Below are 17,376 nucleotides of genomic sequence, written 5' to 3' on the forward strand. Positions count from 1 at the left end.
AATAAGGCGTGAAATCATGAAATGAACAGAAGAAAAGCCTTTTTACCGGTTATGATATGGGCATAGTGGTATATTAGGGTATCATTCTAGGTTATTTAGTTTTTTTGATTTTCAAATATCATTGTCCAAGTATTCGTTTGTTTTAACCTCCGAATTAGGAGCAATAAAAAGAGATTAGGAGATGTATAAATATGAGCTCTTCGAAAAAAAGAGAGCAATATGCCATACGATGTTATCAGGATAAAGATATGGCAGCTTGCCTTTCGCTATTCGACAGTAATGTGCCTACATATTTTGCTTCTATGGAACGTAAAGATTTTGTAGCATTTCTTAATGATTTGAAATTCCCGTATTTTGTTATGGAAAATAGGAAAGGTAAAATTGTCGCTTGTGGTGGTTATGCAGTTGATAGAAAAGATCGAACTATTGCTATACTTTGTTGGGGAATGGTTCATCAGGAGCTTCACCACGGTGGACTCGGCCGACAACTTCTTGTTGATCGTTTGAGGCGAATTGTAGCAGAGCAACAATTTTCTGTTGTGATGATTGAGACATCGCAACATAGCTGCGGATTTTTCGAACGATTTGGGTTTACTGTGAAGGAGATCGACCAAGACGGATTCGCACCGAACATAGATCTTGTTAAAATGGAACTTAAGCTTGTCGACGAAGTAACCTTAAAAAGGTAGAAGCACTTATACAAAATTTTCATTATTTTATTAATGGGGTATTTGTACGGTATGCCAAACTAACTTCTGATAACGTTCTATTATAATTGGTATTAATTGAGGTAAACCATATCTTCCAGTTATAAATTTTCCGATCTGAATGAAGGAGAAGCACAGGACTTTCTTTCTCTAGAAAGAATAGTAAGAATGCAATAAAATTTCATTGAAAGTGCACAGGAGGAGTAATTATGTCAGATTGGTTTAAAGCAAAAGAAGATATTAAACCTTCTAATCCGAAATCAAATTGGGCAAAAGGACCAAAAGGAGATTACGATGGTGTTCCACGACAGTATCTAGAAGCTAAGCCTGACAAAGGTTTAGAACCACCACGAAAGAATCCATGGGATAAATAAACTATCAAGACACGATCTTCTAATCGTGTCTTGATTCAATCTTTAGACAGCTATCCTTACTATTTATCGTATTCTAGAAGAGAAGTAAGGAAAAAAGTCGAGGTGTTTTAAGTATGGTGTATGTAGCGCTGCTTCGAGGGATTAATGTTGGTGGGAAAAATAAAATTGATATGAAAATGCTTAAGAAAGCTTTTGAAGAAGTGGGTATGACCTCTGTTTTAACTTATATCAATTCTGGTAACATTATTTTCACAGCAGAAGAGGTATCAAAAACCAAAATAACACACATTTTAGAGGAAGCCATACATACAAACTTTGGTCTATCTATCAAAGTTTTGGTTCTCCATTTAGATGATATGAAAAGAATCATGCAAGCTCTTCCGGACTCTTGGAAGAACGACCAACTGATGAAAAGTGATGTACTGTTTTTATGGGAAGATATGGATGATGAATCTGTGATAAAACACCTGACTATCAAACCTAAAATTGATACCGTCATATATGTTCTAGGAGCAATTCTATGGTCCATTGACAAAAAGAATGTTACCAAAAGTGGTATGAGCAAAATCATTGGAACCAAGTTATATAAGAGAATGACAGTAAGGAATGTAAATACAACTCGCAAAATTTATGAACTAATGCTAGCTAAAGAGCTCGAAGGAGAACAATGAAATACGCTATAGGAAAAGCGTATTTCTACTTAAGTTGTCGATACGGTTCATTAACAAGATTTATAGATTTGTGATTGATCAAGTCTATTCTATTAACGTTTGTGTGTTAATAAGGAAAAACACTACCATAGGGAGTTTAATACTTTACTGCGTTCAGCATTATTGAGCTTTGTTTGAATAAAATACTTTGTTGTAAAGCAAACTTAAAGCTTGATCAATTTCATCCAAATCTTTTTGGGAGGCGCCTTTTAAGCGATTTAATAACTTAGATTCCACTTTTTGGAAGACTTCCTCCATGAGCACTTCCCCTTTTTGAGACAGACAGATATATTGTTTTCGTCGATCTTCTGATACAGATGTTTTTTTGCATAATTTTTTTTCCTCTATTTTTTTTAATTCACGACTTGTATTTGGCATAGACATCTGAAGGCAATCACTAAGTTGACTAAGCGTTACGGGAGAGCTAGCTGCTATATATTCGAGCATTTTGAATTGAACAGGGGTGAGCTCGTCAGGCTTAACATCTTTTGTGATTTCATCGGTTACTTGATGAACAGATATTAAAAAATCCACAAATCTATAAGTAAATAATTTTTTATCCATCGTTTCACCTCACTCCACAGAATAGCAGAGTGATTATCAAAAGACAATTATCATTTGACAACTAAATGTGGAGATGCTACGATTTATTTATCAAATGACAAGTAATGAGGTGAAGAAATGAAAACACTAGTGATATTTACTCACCCTAATCACCAAAGTCTTTGTTATTCATTTTTGCAAAAAGTCATCCAAGGAAGCAGTGAAAATCCGAATATAACAGAAATAAAAGTGCTGGATTTGTATGAGGAAAAGTTTAATCCCGTTTTGATTTTTAATGAGAAAAAAAGGCGAAGGGATATGCATAAAGATCCGCAACTAGAAAAGTATCGGGAACAAATAATTTGGGCCGAAAAAATTGTATTCATATACCCGATTTGGTGGGGAAGGCCTCCAGCTATGCTTTTAGGATACATAGATCAGATGTTTGCTTCGAATTTTGCTTATAAAGATAAAGGAGGGCTTCTCCCGGAAGGACTATTAAAAGGAAAGTCTGTTGTATGTATTTCTACTATGTTAGGACCAACATACTATCCTTTGTTTTGGCTAAATAATGCACATAAAGTGTTGATGAAGAAAGCTTTGTTTCGTTTTGTTGGTATAAAAAAAGTCAAGTTTTTTGAATTCGGAAATATGGAGAGTCCAAAAGGAAAACAAAAAGAAAAATTAAATAAAATACACCATTATTTTAAGACAACTGCCTGTTAAAAATCACACCGATGTAACTTTAATCATTAATAACCGAAGATTACTAGAGTGTAAGAATTCTTATCATATTTTAGTCCAAAGCAAAACTAGAATCCATTTTCAAAGGAAAAATCAATGCTTAATATAAATGATTACGTAAAAGATATGATGGTATATATCCCCAAAGGAGAAACACGTTTACGAGATTATCGAAACGAGCAAAAGTGGATTAGTTCCAATTATAAATTTGCAATGCCTGGTATTCGGAAAAATTTAAAAGAAGTTATATGGGATGTAGCGATAGAGCCATTCTATCTTGCCAAATATACAGTAACGGAAGAACTTTATGCAGCAATTATGGGAAAAGAGTTAATCAAAAATGCAGAAGTTCGGAAACCAGTTGTTCGTGTTTCGTGGTACGATGCAGTGAGTTTTTGTAATTTACTCTCTGATGCTTTGGGTTATGATAAGTTTTATGATTCTGACAATAAAAGCAATGAGATTATTTGTAATAGTGGTGCGAACGGTTTCCGTTTACCGACAGATGCTGAATGGCAATATGCATGTAAAGCAAATTCAAAAGGATATCGATATGGTGATATAGATGAAATAGCTTGGTATAAAGGTAATTCGAGTGAAAGACGCCATGAAGTAGGCGAGAAAATGCCTAATGAATGGGGCCTGAACGATATGATCGGGAATGTTTGGGAATGGTGTTGGGATTTATATGACCTAGAGACTTTTGGTAATTATCGGATCATTCGAGGAGGGAGTTGGGCTGAAGAAGAGCGAGGTTGTGGAGCCACTTGTCGTCGAAAGAGTATGCCTGATTTTTATACCGATGATATTGGATTTAGAATTGCTAGATCTTGAAAGCCAAATACATGCTTCCAACGGAACTGATACTTTTAATGAACTACACTCTATTTTTCCTAGTCTCTCTTTGTAGGGCGAAATCCTCAACAATTAAGTTAATTGCTCTATCATCATAATTAACTACCCCAAGTAGTAATAATTGACAAACTATTGTTTATGATATAGAGTAAATACATTATTTTGAACGGAAGGGTGAACCGACTAAATGATTAACTAATCCTATTTCGAAAGCAATTAATTGAAGGTTTAACTAGCAGTTTTTTTGGCTGAATTCCTTCAATCATGTTTTCAGAATAGGATTGGTATTCTATAGTTGAACCCAAAAATTGCTGTTATTTGGTGTTTTTCTATTATGCCTCCTATTCTGAAATGGAATAGGGGCTTTTTTTGTCCCTCAAATTAAGGGAATGGGAATGATGGTATGTTATTGATGGAAGCAATTCAACTGAAACATTATATAAAAGATCGTTTATTATTTGAGGTAGAATATTTACAGATTCGTACAAAGGATAGAATTGGGCTAGTAGGTTCAAATGGGAGTGGAAAGACTACATTATTAAATATATTAGCCCAAAAAATAGATCCTGAAGAAGGAAAAGTGAATACACAAGCGCAGTGTGATCTTTTACCACAATTTAAAAATACAGCTACTATAAAGAGTGGTGGCGAAGTTACTCAAGAATATATCAATAAAGCAATTAGTAAGGCTCCAGAAATTTTATTGGCGGATGAACCAACTACAAACTTAGACACCGTACACATCGAATGGCTGGAGAAAAAATTAATGCAATGGAAAGGTGCCTTTGTCGTAGTTTCGCATGATCGTGCATTTTTGGATAATATCTGCACGATAATATGGGAAGTGAATGATAAACAGGTAAAAGTATATAAAGGAAACTTCCGTAACTATGAAGATCAAAAGAAACTGGAGATTCAACAAAAGCAATTGGCATATGAAAAATACGAAACAAAGAAAAAACAGCTAGAAGAAGCATTAAAATCAAAGGAGCAAAGAGCGGAAAGAGCAACAAAAGCTCCCAAAAAAGTAAGTTCTATAGAAGCAAAAAAAACAAAACCATATTTTGCAAAAAAACAAAAGAAATTGCAAAAGACTGCCAGTGCAATAGAAACTCGCCTCGAAAAGTTGGAAAAAGTAGAAAAACCAAAAAAAGATATCCCATTAAGAATGGATATACCAAATGAAGATGTATTTCGTGATCGTGTCATTATTCGTGTAGAGGATGTGATCGGTCGTGTTTCTGGTCGACTCCTTTGGGAGAAAACAAATTTCCATATTCGTGGGGGAGAAAAACTTGCAATCATTGGGGCGAACGGAACAGGAAAAACAACACTTGTAAAAAAGATGATTCATCAAGAGGAAGGCATATTCCTATCTCCATCTGTCAAAATCGGATATTTTAGTCAGAATTTAAATATTGTAGACAAACATCAGTCTATTCTCGAGAACGTCAGCTCCACTTCACATCGAGATGAGTCCTTTATTCGAACTGTACTCGCGCGACTGCATTTCTATCGAAATGATGTACATAAGACGGTAGAAGTATTGAGTGGTGGAGAAAGTGTTAAGGTAGCATTAGCAAAATTATTTTTAAGTCCTATCAACACACTTGTTTTAGATGAACCTACAAATTTTCTGGATATCGAAGCTACTAGTGCTTTAGAATCATTGTTAAAAGAATACAATGGTAGTGTGATTTTTGTTTCGCATGATCGTCGTTTTATCGAAAATCTTGCGACTAGAATATTAGCGATTGAATATAAAAGCATCACTTTGTTCGATGGTAGTTATAAACAGTACAAGGAACAATCGCAATCTAAAAACCAACATAACGATGAAGATCAAAAGCTTTTACTCGAAACAAAAATCACAGAAGTTTTGAGTAGATTAAGTATGGAACCCTCCGCAGAATTAGAAAAAGAATTCCAACTGCTTCTCCAAGAAAAACGAAATTTGAGGAAATGACGAGAATTAATCGTACTTTCGATTTGGCTGGAAACAAAAGAAGATAACAGATGCAGAAGCCTTGAAAAAATAGAAATGAAGTGAAACTCTTTTTACAGAAAGTACTTCGCCCTCATCTGGTATTCGAATTACCAACGTTGAACGAAAAGATTCATAATTAAGGTTGTTCATTTGGGATAACAGACAAACATTCCTATTAACAAATTTAATTGTCTAAGGAGGAATTTTAGTGGCAAAAGCTTCTTTTGCTCTTGAACCTAGTCCAATCTATGTATCGGATGAGTTACTATCTGATCTTCAAAAACGTTTAAAGTATACCAGATGGCCGCTTGATACTGGTAATGATGACTGGTTTTATGGCGTTAATAGGAATTATCTAGAGGAATTAGTAGACTATTGGATAAATCAGTTTGATTGGCGGAAATCCGAAAGTGCGATCAATGCTTACGAGCACTATAAAGTAAATGTGAACGGAGTTCCTGTGCACTTTATGCGTAAACCAGGCACGGGTCCCAATCCCGTACCATTGATTTTATCCCATGGTTGGCCATGGACTTTTTGGCATTGGTCCAAAGTCATTGATCCACTTGCGAACCCTGGTGCATTTGGAAGTGATCCAGCTGAAGCATTTGACGTGATTGTTCCCTCACTTCCTGGCTACGGATTTTCGTCGCCACTTCCTAGCAACCCAGACATGAACTTTTGGAAAATCGCCGATCTCTGGCATACCCTTATGACTGATATTCTTGGTTATGATAAATATGCAGCAGGAGGATGTGATGTAGGAGCGCTTGTAACGGGGCAACTGGGACACAAATATAGTGATAGTCTCTACGCAATACACATCGGATCTGCCCTTAAATTGAATTTTTTTAATGAGGATGATGGATGGAATTTTGCTAGAGGCCGTATCCTTCCGGACAACATTTCTCAAAAAATGAAAGAGAAGATTTTGGAGCTTGATCGTAAATTTGCATCCCATCTAGCCGTACATGTTCTTGATCCTAGCACACTTGCCTATGGATTGAGTGACTCCCCAGTTGGAATGCTTGCATGGATTTTGGAGAGATGGATCAAATGGAGTAATAATAACGGAAACGTTGAGAATGTTTTTTCGAAGGACGACATCCTCACCCATGCAAGCATCTTTTGGGTAAACAATACCATTGAAACGTCCATACGAGTCTATGCGAATAATAATCGCTATCCATGGACACCTGCTCATAATCGCTGGCCTGTTATTGAGGCACCCACTGGTATAACTTTCGTGGGTTATGAAAATCCGCCTGGTATCACGACTGAAAATCGCGTACAGAATTTTCTCGACAGCGATCGTGCTCCCTGGTATAACCATGTCAACATTACAACTCACGAACATGGTGGACACTTTATCCCTTGGAAAATTCCAGATAAGTGGGTTGAGGACTTACGACGAACTTTTCGTGGACGTCGGTGAGTCCTAGTGTCAGTTTTAACTAATCAACAGACAACTTTAGTGGAAAAAAAACCAGACTCCATGTTGCCATGTCCTTTCATGATGTTCGGGTTTTCGAGAGATTATGAGACTATAATAAAGCCCTTCTATAGGATAGTTTACCATGAATTTAGACTATTGTTATAAAGGATCGGAGATATGGTAACCAGATGAACGGACAATAGGTTTTGATAGTAAGGGTGAAGTGTGGGTTTAATTCGGATTTTTAATTGCGAAAAATTTGATTAATATTTGTTGATTTCCTGCTATTACCCCTCAAATCTAACAAAGTATATGTAAAGATACCGATGGAACTCATTTATTTGTTGAGAAAAGGATGGGGGTTTCATCTAGCGATCGTCTCCAGATCAGATGATCCTTTCCTGGACCCCAAAAGTCCTTGAGCGCAATATTTGGTGTTCCAAATTTATTCTTCCAAATTTTCTGTGCATGTGAATATCCACTATCCAAACAAAATTCTTGGATTCCTCTACTGAGTAATGTAAGTAACATCGAATGAAAAAGAGTACTGCCGATACCTTTTCTCTGATAATTTGGGTGTACGAATACAGTTGCGATTTCTATTAGTTTTTCCCATGATTCATCTGTGTGTTTTGTGATTATGTTGTTAGGAGAGCCGCATTCGACGGTGCCGACAATTTTACTAGAGGTTTGATCGATTGCAATTAAAAAATAACAGATTTCTCCATTACTAGAGAGATCCAATTGTAAGTGATGTTGTTTGCTTCGCACCTCTGTTGCGATATCCTCATCCCAATCAGATAATCCCTCTTTGGTAAATGTATCATGAATGACTTCATCAAAAAATGAATGTAACTCTTTTACATCATTCAAATGTGGTCTTCGAATCTCTACTTTTTGCATATTTTTCTCCCTCTAAAAAAGCGAACCGTGAGAACGGCTCGCTTTTTGTGTGTATGGATACGTCCTAGCATGTTTAAAATGACGTCTTTTGCCATTGTTTCGTTACTTCTCTTATCCTATCAAGTTGTTCCCAATATGCTCGAAGTGCCGCTTCACCTTCATGTGTGATCTGAATAGTGGTTTGCGGGATTTTTTTTCGGATGTAGTTTTTATTGATGAGAAGGTACTCTGCTCTTTCCAATTTGGAGAGATGACTAGATAGATTTCCTTTGGTTAAGCCTGTGAGTTCTTGGAGAAATAAGAACTCTGCCATGGAGCAAGCTTCCAAAGCACTCATAATGGCTAAACGGGCAGGCTCATGAATGAGTTTATTTAATTTGGCCATCTCTTGAAAAGGCATCATCGCAATTCTACCTCCTTAAACTAGTTTGCAGATCAAATCGGAAAAAAATACCGGTTCTTTGGTATAATTAATTATCCTTATTTTTCATCTTCATCTACAAATTTAATGCGGGATAGATGATCATGCATCTGACCACGTATTCCTTGCAAATATATTTCTCTTAATTCTTTTTGTTCTTGTATTTCATCTTCAGACAAGCCAATATCCTTTTTTTTGTTTGCTAGGTAATTAATACGTGCAATTAATTCAGGTGTTATCACGAATATACACTCCTTCAGTTAGAGTGTAACAGAAGTACAGCAGGAAGGGAACGAAAAAATGAATGCCATTATTTATACCCGAGTGAGTACCAAAAAAGATACACAAGAGTCTAGCTTAGCTCGACAACAAGAGGAACTTAAGAGTTGGGCCCAAGAATTAAAGATGAATGTTCTTCAAGTTATTGAAGAGCAGCATAGTGGATATGATTTGAATAGAGAAGGATTATATCAGATGTTAGAGATAATGAAAAAGAGCAAAGTAGATGCTATTCTAGTACAAGACGATACACGTCTGGGTAGAGGAGAAGCAAAGCTTGCAGTTATCCATCAATTACATCGAGCAGGCTGTCGAATATATTGCAAGCTTCACGGAGGAGAATTAGCGCTTGATGCTGGTGAATCTACTGTATTACATATCATATCAAAAGTAGAAGAGTTGCAGCGTAAAATGATGAATCAAAAAATTAGTTGGGGAATGAAGCGAGCTGTAAAGGAAAAAGGATATAATCCAGCTAAAAACCTTAAAAATCAAGGTCTAGGCGGTAGAGAGAAAAAAGAGATTCCAATCGAACAGATTGTAGCTTTAAAGCAAAAAAAGCTTACATACGAAGAGATTTCCGCTACATTAAAAGGTTTTGGCTATGAAGTTTCCAGGGCAACTGTACATAGAAGATATAAAGAATGGTTAGCTGAACAGGAGGAATTACAGAATGGATGACAATATTTATCAGACATTTACAGAAGCATTTGGACCTCCTAGTTTTGAACAAAAGGTCCAAAATCATATGCGTTATTATCTTAATCGGTATTCAGATGAGATCATTCAAGATCGATTAGGAAGTATTTTTGGAGTAAAAAGAGGGTTATCTCGAGAGCCAAAAGTTCTTTTCGCTAGTCATTTAGATGAAGTAGGCTTCATGGTTGTTCAAATATCGAAAAAAGGATTTATTCGATTTCAAACATTGGGAGGCTGGAGTCCGACTGTTTTGCCGGCGCAACGCGTAGAGATTATGACACAATCTGGAAAATGCATTACAGGGGTAATAGGTTCTGTTCCACCTCATCTCTTATCAGAAGAGAAAAAAGGAAAAGGGATAGATATGGAATCGATGTTTATTGATATTGGAGCACGTTCTGATGAAGAGGTAAAAGAGTGGGGAGTCTCTATAGGTAATCCTATTGTTCCAATTAGTCCGTATACTCCTTTATTGGGAGGAAGACGGATACTTGCTAAAGCATGGGATAATCGTTTTGGCTGCGGATTGATTATTGAATTATTGCGGGCTCTAAATGGCACAAGATTACCAAATACACTATATGCAGGTGCAACAGTACAAGAAGAAGCAGGTCTAAGGGGGGCTGTTACTTCAGCGAATTTGATTAGACCCGATGTATTTTTCGCAGTTGATGTTGGTCCAGCAGGGGACACACCAGGAATTTCAGATGCATTTGGAGAAATTGGAAAGGGTGTATTGATTCGTATCCTTGATCGATCCATGATTACGCATCCGCAAGTTCGTGATTTTTTACTCGATATTGCAGAATCTGAACAAATTCCTTACCAATTTTTTATTTCCAAAGGAGCAACAGACGCAGGAGTAGTTCATTTGTCTGGTGAAGGAGTTCCTTCAGCTGCGATTGGTATATGTGGTAGATATATTCATTCTCATGCAACGATTGTAGATCGAGAAGACATAGAAGCAGCAGAAGTATTTGCAAAGGCAATAGCAAAAAAGTTAGATAAAAGCACAATAGATTCATTTCTTCGATATTAGTTAAAGCCGTTCCTCTCTGGGAGGAACGCAAAGTTATTTAGATCATTACCCGACATTTAGGACATTGGTTTATAGGCTGGTAATTAATATTGATTTCGTGCCAACGTTTGCAATTCGAGCAATATTTTCTAATTTCTCTTGGGCTAAATGGTTTGTAGTTGGGATCGACCTCTCCATGATTCGGCATTTACCCACCACTCCTTTTATTGAATTATTCTCACTCCCTATTATTATAATGAAAAAGAAAGCACAGGCAAAGGAAGAAAGGTTGATCAATTATGAAAGTCTTGGTTATTAACGGTAGTTCTCGAAAAAAAGGGAACTCTGAGTATTTGACAGAAGTGTTATTAAAAGATATCCCTCACTCCACATTATTTTTGAGGGATCATCGTATTAATCCCATTATTGATCAGAGACATGAGGAAAACGGATTCGATGCAGTTGATGATGAGTATGATCAAGTTTTAAAACAAGTCTTAGAACAGGATATCCTACTTTTTGCAACGCCTCTTTATTGGTATGGAATGTCTGGTCTCATGAAAAATTTTGTTGATCGTTGGTCACAGAGTTTGCGTGATAAAACAATGGATTTCCGTGGAGAAATGGCTAAAAAGCAAGCATTTGTATTAATTGTTGGGGGAGACCGCATACATATCAAAGCGTTACCTTTGGTTCAACAATTTCAATACATTTTTGATTTTATGAACATGTCTATGATTGGATATTTGATTGGGCAAGGTACAAAACCAGAAGAAGTTCAAAATGACCGGCGTGCACTTGAGAATGCAGCTACATGGAATAGAAAAATTCAAGAGATGTTGTGAAAAATTGAAAGAGTAGCTGTGAAGCTACTCTTTCAATTTTGGAAACTCATTTTCTTTATTTGTTTTTATATCCATTCATGAGAAAAAAATAAGAGGATTAGGTTATTTGCTTGGCAGTTCAGCATATCCGGTTATGAGCAAACAAGTATCCGTCTTTGGATACCATGGTATCAACGGCACAGTCGGTTTTGCTGATCCTGATCATGATCTTTCCTTTGCATTAACAAAAAATTCTCTAGAATGGAATCCCAAAGAAGATCCTATCGAACTACGAATTGCAAGATTGTAAGAACTGCCTTATGGATTTGGGAGGATTTGCATATTCTTCCGAAAAGGTATCTGAAGAAGTACATTCTAAACTTTCTTAGATAGTACTTCTTCAAATTATACTTAGTTGCAAAAAATGATATGCTTATTATCCTAATCCCAATATTCAGTTGTTCATTTGCAATTCTAATTCCAATCTTCTTAATAGAAGTTCTTGTTGGATTTCTTTATTTTTTTCATGTTTGATTAAATGATAGAGGATTTTGTGTTCTAATCTCTTGAGGTCATAGGTCTTAGTTAGTTCCCAAGTCCTGCGATAAACCTGCATGGCTTTTTCTAAGTTGTTTTCGATAAGTATTTTACCTTGTAAAAACAAAGCTTTTGTTAGTTTGTACATATCTTTGTGTTGTTCTGCATTGTTTATTGCTCTTTGGATTTCCGTCTCTGCTTTTTTGTACAAACCAATTTTTGCATAAAGCCTAGCGAGGCTTATATGTGCTTCTGTAATGATGGTTTTGGATTCTAGATTATTTTTAGACAGCAATGCTATCTCGTAGGCTTTTTCGCTGAAATCATATAGATCTCTTACATAGGCAATATCACCTAATTGAACCCACAACTCAAACCCAATGTCAACGAGAGAATTAGAAGTAGTTATTTCAATTGCTTCTTCTAGTATATTTGTTGCTTCATCATATCTACCTCTATACTTTAGCAGGACTGCCATCAGCTTGTAGACTCTTGTCTTGGTTGAAACATTTTCTATTCTGAATCTATTCTCCCAAATCTCATCAAGGGTATAGCCCGATTCCTTTATTCTTCCAAGCTTAAGAAGGAAATGAGCTTTATTGTATATTAAATCATCCTTTACATATTTTCTTTTTCCATTTAGATGAAATGCTTTTTTTCCTTCTTCGGAATATTCCAGTGCAAGGTTAAAATTATTTTCTTTATCTGCGATCAAGCTTAAATCTAAATAAGCAGAAGCTAGGATATTTAAATGCATGTCGATATAGTCGTGATCTTTAGCGTTTATTACTTCATTGTAATGCTGACTTGCCTTTTCTAATTTTCCTCGTTGCAAATAATATTTTCCTTTTAGGTAAATAATGGTTGTCTGAGAATGAAGATAGTTAGCTGCTTCTTTGAAACGTGCTAAAGAATAGACATTTTGTCTAATCATGGATTCAATACCATGAAAAACAAGATCTTGTGTTGCTTGATCTTGCTTTAGTTTTTTAAGCATGCTTGGTATATCCTTAGTTTGAATGTTTAGAATGGAAAATAGCTGTTCTAATTTTTCTTTTCCAAGCGTGCTTTGTCCCCGTTCAAACTTTGATAGCGTACTGGATGAAGCTACTGCTGATAAATCTTTGAGGTTTAATCCTAATTCCTGTCTAGTTTTGCGTACTAGATAACCGATAAAGTAATCCGATATTTCCATAAATATTCCTCACTAATGTAAATCTAATCATTTTCACATTAAAATTGTAAAAGTTAATTTTTCGCAGGATAGTTAACAAAAGAATCTTTCTACTAATTGATCATACATTTATAATTGAAGTTGTTTCATTTACATTATATAGTGACAATTAAGTAGGTGGCACGTCATATTATATCAGATATTTTGGTAGAATTTGGAGTAAGATTATAAATTTTCTGTTCATACATTTTTAATAACTATACTTTAGAACACAAATACTTAAAAGGAATTGTACTGTAAAAAACAGATAGACTGTTTAAATATATTTTTGTGAATAGATAATAACTCGGGAAAGTAGAAGGAGAGTGCACTATGCAGGAAAGATATAAGAAATGGGTAGAAATCTGGAATTCTGCACATGAGAAAATTCTTCCTGTGTTACCGAAGGAGAATATTTATCCACTTACCATTCAACATCCTGCAACTGTTAAGGAAGTAGAACAAATAGAAGAACAGCTGGGCTATGCATTACCTGCGACTTTTCGACATACACTTCTTCATTTTTCTAAGGGAGTTGATCTTTATTGGAATATGTATGAAGAGGTAGAAGATACGATTCCTGAAGAGTTTGAAGGTATAAGTTCAGGAACCATTCGCTGGGGTATCGATGATTTTAATTTAGAGGATTTAGAATCTCGTGCTGAAAAAATGGATGCCAGAGGAAATGACTATAATGAATATCAATCAGCTATGGAAATAATCTGGCGTGTAACTGGTTCGGGTAATCCAGATGATTATGAAAAATCCACCAAGGAATCTGAGGAAAATTGGAAAAATAGTAAACAATATCGTTCTTCCTTACATAATAAATTAAAGTTTATGTCCGTGGATAATGGAGATGTTATTGCATTTGATTTGCTTACAGAAGGGGAACCACCTGTTGTGTACTGGGATCACGAAACAGAAGAGGTGACTTATCTCTCAGATTCCTTTCATGTCTTTATTGATCAAATAACTTCGCTTTATTGCATTGGCAATGAAAGCTGGCAATATGGTCCTTTCCTAACAGATGAAGGTATAGATGGGGAAGGGGAAACTGCGGAAAAGTGGAGGAAATGGTTTCAATTTTTTGTATCTAAAACAAATGATTGATGTTTGTAGTCTGAAAAATGTGAAGGTAACAAAGAATAACAGGCCCATAACAATTTATTCACTTTTCACTCAAATGTATACCCTTCTGAAGCTAGGGATGTCAGGTAACACACTCCTGTCAACCAACATCCCAACCTACTCTGTTGAAAGCTTTATATTCAATTACAGGCTACATTCATTTATTAACTGGCTAACTCTTGATTTATTTTCTTCGCTTTTGAACGCGGTAGTGTTAAAGAAACGATTAATCCAACTAGCATTCCTATTGCTGTTAAGTAAAAAGTAGTTCGTCCTCCTGAGGCTAGAGCGGATATTAATGCTTCTCCAGCCTTTCCCTGAGTCCCAATATTAGCAATCGCAATTAAGATAGCCATACCTACAGCATTTCCGATGTTTAAAGCAGTTCAAGCCATTGCGGAAGCAACTCTCATTGAAGCAACAATCCACATACAGGTCCAAGTGATCCCTTGACCGATTCTTGAAATGATAAGACCAGGTAAGATTGACCAATAACTACTATCTTGATAACCGCCAATTGACAGCAATATGGTTCCTACGATTCCAATAATAAACCCAATCAATCAAAGTAAATAGCTTGTTTTTTAGCTAATGATTTCACTATAGATCTCTAAGGTCTATAGGCTTTTTTTGTCGAATAAAAAGAGAAACACAAAACAGGGGAAAGAAGGAAGAAATCAACTCGACTAATTGCAATGGCAGACTTAGTTCCTGAAGATCATTGGTCCGAAATGACACGTACATGTCCTTCAGAACCTTTGCCTTATTTCGGTAGTCGGTAGATTTTTGATGTTTAATTTTAGCAAAAAAAGGAAATATTTCATTTGAAAAGTGTTTTGTTCATTCGTAGGGAGGTGTTGGGTTGTCCTCTAAAAAATTACTGTGGTTAGCTGGACTTGGTTTTTTATTTGATTCGATGGATGTTGGTATACTGTCCTTTATCATCGCAGCAATAAAATCAGAATGGAGTTTAAGTGCCAATGAGATCGGTTGGATTGGTAGTATTAATTCTATTGGAATGGCAATCGGAGCATTTGTTTTTGGATTATTAGCGGATCGAATTGGTCGAAAAGCAGTTTTTATGATTACCTTGCTTTTATTTTCTGTAGCTAGTGGATTAACAGCACTTACCACAACTTTGTGGTCGTTTTTGGTTTTTCGTTTTTTTATAGGACTAGGCTTAGGTGGAGAGCTACCGGTTGCAACTACCTTGGTATCTGAATCAGTATCGCTAGAAAAAAGAGGGAGAATGGTAGTACTTCTGGAAAGCTTTTGGGCAGTGGGTTGGCTGGTAGCAGCAGTCATTTCTTACTTTGTGATTCCTAAATATGGGTGGCAAGTGGCAATGATTCTAACTGCACTGCCCGCTTTTTATGTATTTTACTTACGGAGTCAATTGACTGATGAATCTACTATCACCTCACCAAAAAGACTAGGTATTTGGGAAAGCATTCGTAAAGTTTGGGCGAATCCATATCGAAAACAAACAATAGTGTTATGGGTATTGTGGTTTTGTGTCGTTTTCTCTTACTATGGATTGTTTTTGTGGTTACCAAGTGTATTGGTATTAAAGGGTTTCACATTAATTAAAAGTTTTCAGTATGTCTTGATCATGACACTAGCACAGCTTCCAGGATATTTAACAGTTGCTTTGCTAATTGAAAAAATTGGTAGAAAACCAGTATTAGTTGCGTTTTTAATTGGTACAGCAGTTAGTGCATATTTTTTTGGAAACGCAGATACACAATATACATTGCTTATTTCCGGAGTTTTCTTATCTTACTTCCATTTAGGGGTATGGGGTGCAACATATGCATATACACCAGAACAGTACCCAGATGACATTCGAGCGACAGGTGCTGGAATGGCTGCATCTTTTGGTCGAATTGGAGGTGTTTTAGGTCCCTTGCTGATTGGTTATTTAGTAGCTGAAAATACAAGTGTTTCTAACATATTCATTCTTTTTAGTATTGCAATCATTGTCTCAGTGTTGACGGTTTTCACATGGGGGAAAGAAAGTAAACCAGAATCAATCAGTAGTAAATAGTACCAAATGTATTTTATTGACTGTAAACCAAATGATTTTATATAATCCGATATGCAACCAAATGGTTTTATTTCTAGGAGGATAATCATGACAAAAACTACACTACCTGCTATAACAAAATCTGTCTTATATGATGCACCAATTGAAAAAGTTTGGGATGTAGTATCTACTGCTGAAGGTCTAGCTTCTTGGTTTATGCCAAATGATTTTCAAGCTATCGCAGGACATACATTTTATTTACAATCCCCATTTGGTCCATCACCATGTAGAGTTTTAGAAATTGATCCACCTAACAAACTAACTTTTGCTTGGGATGAAGATGGATGGGTGGTTTCATTTGAATTAAAAGAGGTATCAGGAAAGACGGAATTCACCTTAACTCATGATGGATGGAAAGGTGCAGATGAGATTGTTCCAAAAGCTAACCAAAAGCATTCCGTTATCCGTAAAACGATGGGTGAAGGTTGGGATGCACTCGTTGAGTCCAATCTTCGTAAAGTAGTAGAAGAATAATGTCAGTAGCATCAAAGTATGATGTTTTTCAAGCAATTGCAGATCCCACGAGAAGAAAACTTTTGCAGATTCTCTCCAAACAAGAAATGCCCATTGCAGAAATAAGTAAGCATTTTCCCATGAGTAGAACAGCAGTTTCGAAACACCTTACTATCTTATCAGAAGCTCAATTGGTTAAGGGCGAAAAAAAGGGAAGAGAAAAGAGATATACGTTACATGTTGAACCATTGGTGGAGTTGACGAATTGGTTATCTTATTTTGATCAGTTTTGGGATAACAAATTAAATATGCTCAAATATATAGTAGAGAAAAAAGAAGACTGATTTTGGTCTTCTTTTTTTATATGAAATCCTATGGATATACAGTTTTTACAACAAAATTTATTCCTCCACTCTATCGAAATCTTGCTATCCTATTGTTAAGTTCTTACAAACAG

21 protein-coding genes are annotated in these 17,376 nt (G+C 35.9%); 15 read left to right on the forward strand and 6 right to left on the reverse strand.

Annotated elements, in window-relative coordinates; all coding sequences use genetic code 11:
- The first annotated feature begins 191 nt into the window (after positions 1-191).
- From AC5WOF_RS13335 to AC5WOF_RS13345, 3 genes are all read left to right on the forward strand, one after another.
- On the forward strand, positions 192-689 hold the full coding sequence (locus tag AC5WOF_RS13335; RefSeq protein ID WP_496050439.1) for a GNAT family N-acetyltransferase: 498 nt from the start codon (positions 192-194) through the stop codon (positions 687-689).
- 227 nt (positions 690-916) lie between these two features.
- The gene (locus AC5WOF_RS13340; RefSeq protein WP_496050440.1) at positions 917-1,081 is read left to right on the forward strand and encodes a hypothetical protein; all 165 of its coding nucleotides are present in this window, start codon (positions 917-919) and stop codon (positions 1,079-1,081) included.
- Positions 1,082-1,194: 113 nt separating this feature from the next.
- Positions 1,195-1,752 carry a DUF1697 domain-containing protein gene (locus AC5WOF_RS13345; RefSeq protein ID WP_496050441.1) on the forward strand — a complete coding sequence of 186 codons (558 nt, stop codon included), beginning with the start codon at positions 1,195-1,197 and terminating at the stop codon, positions 1,750-1,752.
- A gap of 159 nt (positions 1,753-1,911) precedes the next feature.
- Here AC5WOF_RS13345 and AC5WOF_RS13350 read toward each other — a convergent pair whose 3' ends face one another.
- A complete protein-coding gene (locus tag AC5WOF_RS13350; RefSeq protein ID WP_496050442.1) occupies positions 1,912-2,355 on the reverse strand; it encodes a MarR family winged helix-turn-helix transcriptional regulator in 444 nt (147 codons plus the stop codon).
- Positions 2,356-2,472: 117 nt separating this feature from the next.
- On the opposite strand from AC5WOF_RS13350, the gene AC5WOF_RS13355 reads away from it, so the two are divergent.
- The 4 genes from AC5WOF_RS13355 to AC5WOF_RS13370 all read left to right on the forward strand — a co-directional run bounded on the left by AC5WOF_RS13355 (position 2,473) and on the right by AC5WOF_RS13370 (position 7,355).
- Entirely contained in the window at positions 2,473-3,060 is a 588-nt protein-coding gene (locus AC5WOF_RS13355; RefSeq protein WP_496050443.1) for an NAD(P)H-dependent oxidoreductase, read from the forward strand.
- Positions 3,061-3,174: 114 nt separating this feature from the next.
- Entirely contained in the window at positions 3,175-3,912 is a 738-nt protein-coding gene (locus tag AC5WOF_RS13360) for a formylglycine-generating enzyme family protein (RefSeq protein ID WP_496050444.1), read from the forward strand.
- Positions 3,913-4,336: 424 nt separating this feature from the next.
- Positions 4,337-5,899: a Vga family ABC-F type ribosomal protection protein gene (locus tag AC5WOF_RS13365; protein WP_496050445.1), complete on the forward strand. Its 1,563-nt coding sequence runs from the start codon at positions 4,337-4,339 to the stop codon at positions 5,897-5,899.
- A 229-nt stretch (positions 5,900-6,128) separates the two neighbouring features.
- Positions 6,129-7,355, forward strand: a complete 1,227-nt coding sequence (locus tag AC5WOF_RS13370; RefSeq protein ID WP_496050446.1) for an epoxide hydrolase family protein — start codon at positions 6,129-6,131, stop codon at positions 7,353-7,355.
- 333 nt (positions 7,356-7,688) lie between these two features.
- Here AC5WOF_RS13370 and AC5WOF_RS13375 read toward each other — a convergent pair whose 3' ends face one another.
- From AC5WOF_RS13375 to AC5WOF_RS13385, 3 genes are all read right to left on the reverse strand, one after another.
- On the reverse strand, positions 7,689-8,258 hold the full coding sequence (locus tag AC5WOF_RS13375) for a GNAT family N-acetyltransferase (RefSeq protein ID WP_496050447.1): 570 nt from the start codon (positions 8,256-8,258) through the stop codon (positions 7,689-7,691).
- A 73-nt stretch (positions 8,259-8,331) separates the two neighbouring features.
- Positions 8,332-8,661, reverse strand: coding sequence for a transcriptional regulator (locus tag AC5WOF_RS13380; protein ID WP_496050448.1), 330 nt, complete (start codon positions 8,659-8,661; stop codon positions 8,332-8,334).
- A gap of 77 nt (positions 8,662-8,738) precedes the next feature.
- Complete coding sequence (locus AC5WOF_RS13385) at positions 8,739-8,921, reverse strand: DUF896 domain-containing protein (protein ID WP_496050449.1); 183 nt, start codon at positions 8,919-8,921, stop codon at positions 8,739-8,741.
- Positions 8,922-8,979: 58 nt separating this feature from the next.
- Here AC5WOF_RS13385 and AC5WOF_RS13390 point away from each other — a divergent pair, with 58 nt between their 5' ends.
- From AC5WOF_RS13390 to AC5WOF_RS13405, 4 genes are all read left to right on the forward strand, one after another.
- Positions 8,980-9,639: a YneB family resolvase-like protein gene (locus AC5WOF_RS13390; protein ID WP_496050450.1), complete on the forward strand. Its 660-nt coding sequence runs from the start codon at positions 8,980-8,982 to the stop codon at positions 9,637-9,639.
- On the forward strand, positions 9,632-10,696 hold the full coding sequence (locus tag AC5WOF_RS13395) for a M42 family metallopeptidase (protein WP_496050451.1): 1,065 nt from the start codon (positions 9,632-9,634) through the stop codon (positions 10,694-10,696). The genes AC5WOF_RS13390 and AC5WOF_RS13395 overlap by 8 nt, the downstream gene beginning before the upstream one ends.
- A 278-nt stretch (positions 10,697-10,974) precedes the next feature.
- A complete protein-coding gene (locus AC5WOF_RS13400; protein WP_496050452.1) occupies positions 10,975-11,520 on the forward strand; it encodes a flavodoxin family protein in 546 nt (181 codons plus the stop codon).
- Positions 11,521-11,626: 106 nt separating this feature from the next.
- Positions 11,627-11,809 (forward strand): hypothetical protein, encoded by a 183-nt coding sequence (locus AC5WOF_RS13405; RefSeq protein WP_496050453.1) that lies wholly within the window; start codon positions 11,627-11,629, stop codon positions 11,807-11,809.
- A 144-nt stretch (positions 11,810-11,953) separates the two neighbouring features.
- On the opposite strand, the gene AC5WOF_RS13410 is transcribed toward AC5WOF_RS13405, so the two are convergent.
- Positions 11,954-13,231 carry a helix-turn-helix domain-containing protein gene (locus tag AC5WOF_RS13410; protein WP_496050454.1) on the reverse strand — a complete coding sequence of 426 codons (1,278 nt, stop codon included), beginning with the start codon at positions 13,229-13,231 and terminating at the stop codon, positions 11,954-11,956.
- A gap of 351 nt (positions 13,232-13,582) precedes the next feature.
- On the opposite strand from AC5WOF_RS13410, the gene AC5WOF_RS13415 reads away from it, so the two are divergent.
- Positions 13,583-14,362 carry an SMI1/KNR4 family protein gene (locus tag AC5WOF_RS13415; protein ID WP_496050455.1) on the forward strand — a complete coding sequence of 260 codons (780 nt, stop codon included), beginning with the start codon at positions 13,583-13,585 and terminating at the stop codon, positions 14,360-14,362.
- Between the two features lie 182 nt (positions 14,363-14,544).
- Here AC5WOF_RS13415 and AC5WOF_RS13420 read toward each other — a convergent pair whose 3' ends face one another.
- Entirely contained in the window at positions 14,545-14,736 is a 192-nt protein-coding gene (locus AC5WOF_RS13420; RefSeq protein WP_496050456.1) for a hypothetical protein, read from the reverse strand.
- A gap of 506 nt (positions 14,737-15,242) precedes the next feature.
- On the opposite strand from AC5WOF_RS13420, the gene AC5WOF_RS13425 reads away from it, so the two are divergent.
- From AC5WOF_RS13425 to AC5WOF_RS13435, 3 genes are all read left to right on the forward strand, one after another.
- Positions 15,243-16,427 carry an MFS transporter gene (locus AC5WOF_RS13425; RefSeq protein WP_496050457.1) on the forward strand — a complete coding sequence of 395 codons (1,185 nt, stop codon included), beginning with the start codon at positions 15,243-15,245 and terminating at the stop codon, positions 16,425-16,427.
- Positions 16,428-16,514: 87 nt separating this feature from the next.
- The gene (locus AC5WOF_RS13430; protein ID WP_496050458.1) at positions 16,515-16,940 is read left to right on the forward strand and encodes an SRPBCC family protein; all 426 of its coding nucleotides are present in this window, start codon (positions 16,515-16,517) and stop codon (positions 16,938-16,940) included.
- A complete protein-coding gene (locus AC5WOF_RS13435; RefSeq protein WP_496050732.1) occupies positions 16,937-17,263 on the forward strand; it encodes an ArsR/SmtB family transcription factor in 327 nt (108 codons plus the stop codon). The genes AC5WOF_RS13430 and AC5WOF_RS13435 overlap by 4 nt, the downstream gene beginning before the upstream one ends.
- Positions 17,264-17,376 lie beyond the last annotated feature (113 nt).

The sequence above is a fragment of the Shimazuella sp. NTD250 genome (assembly GCF_059510375.1).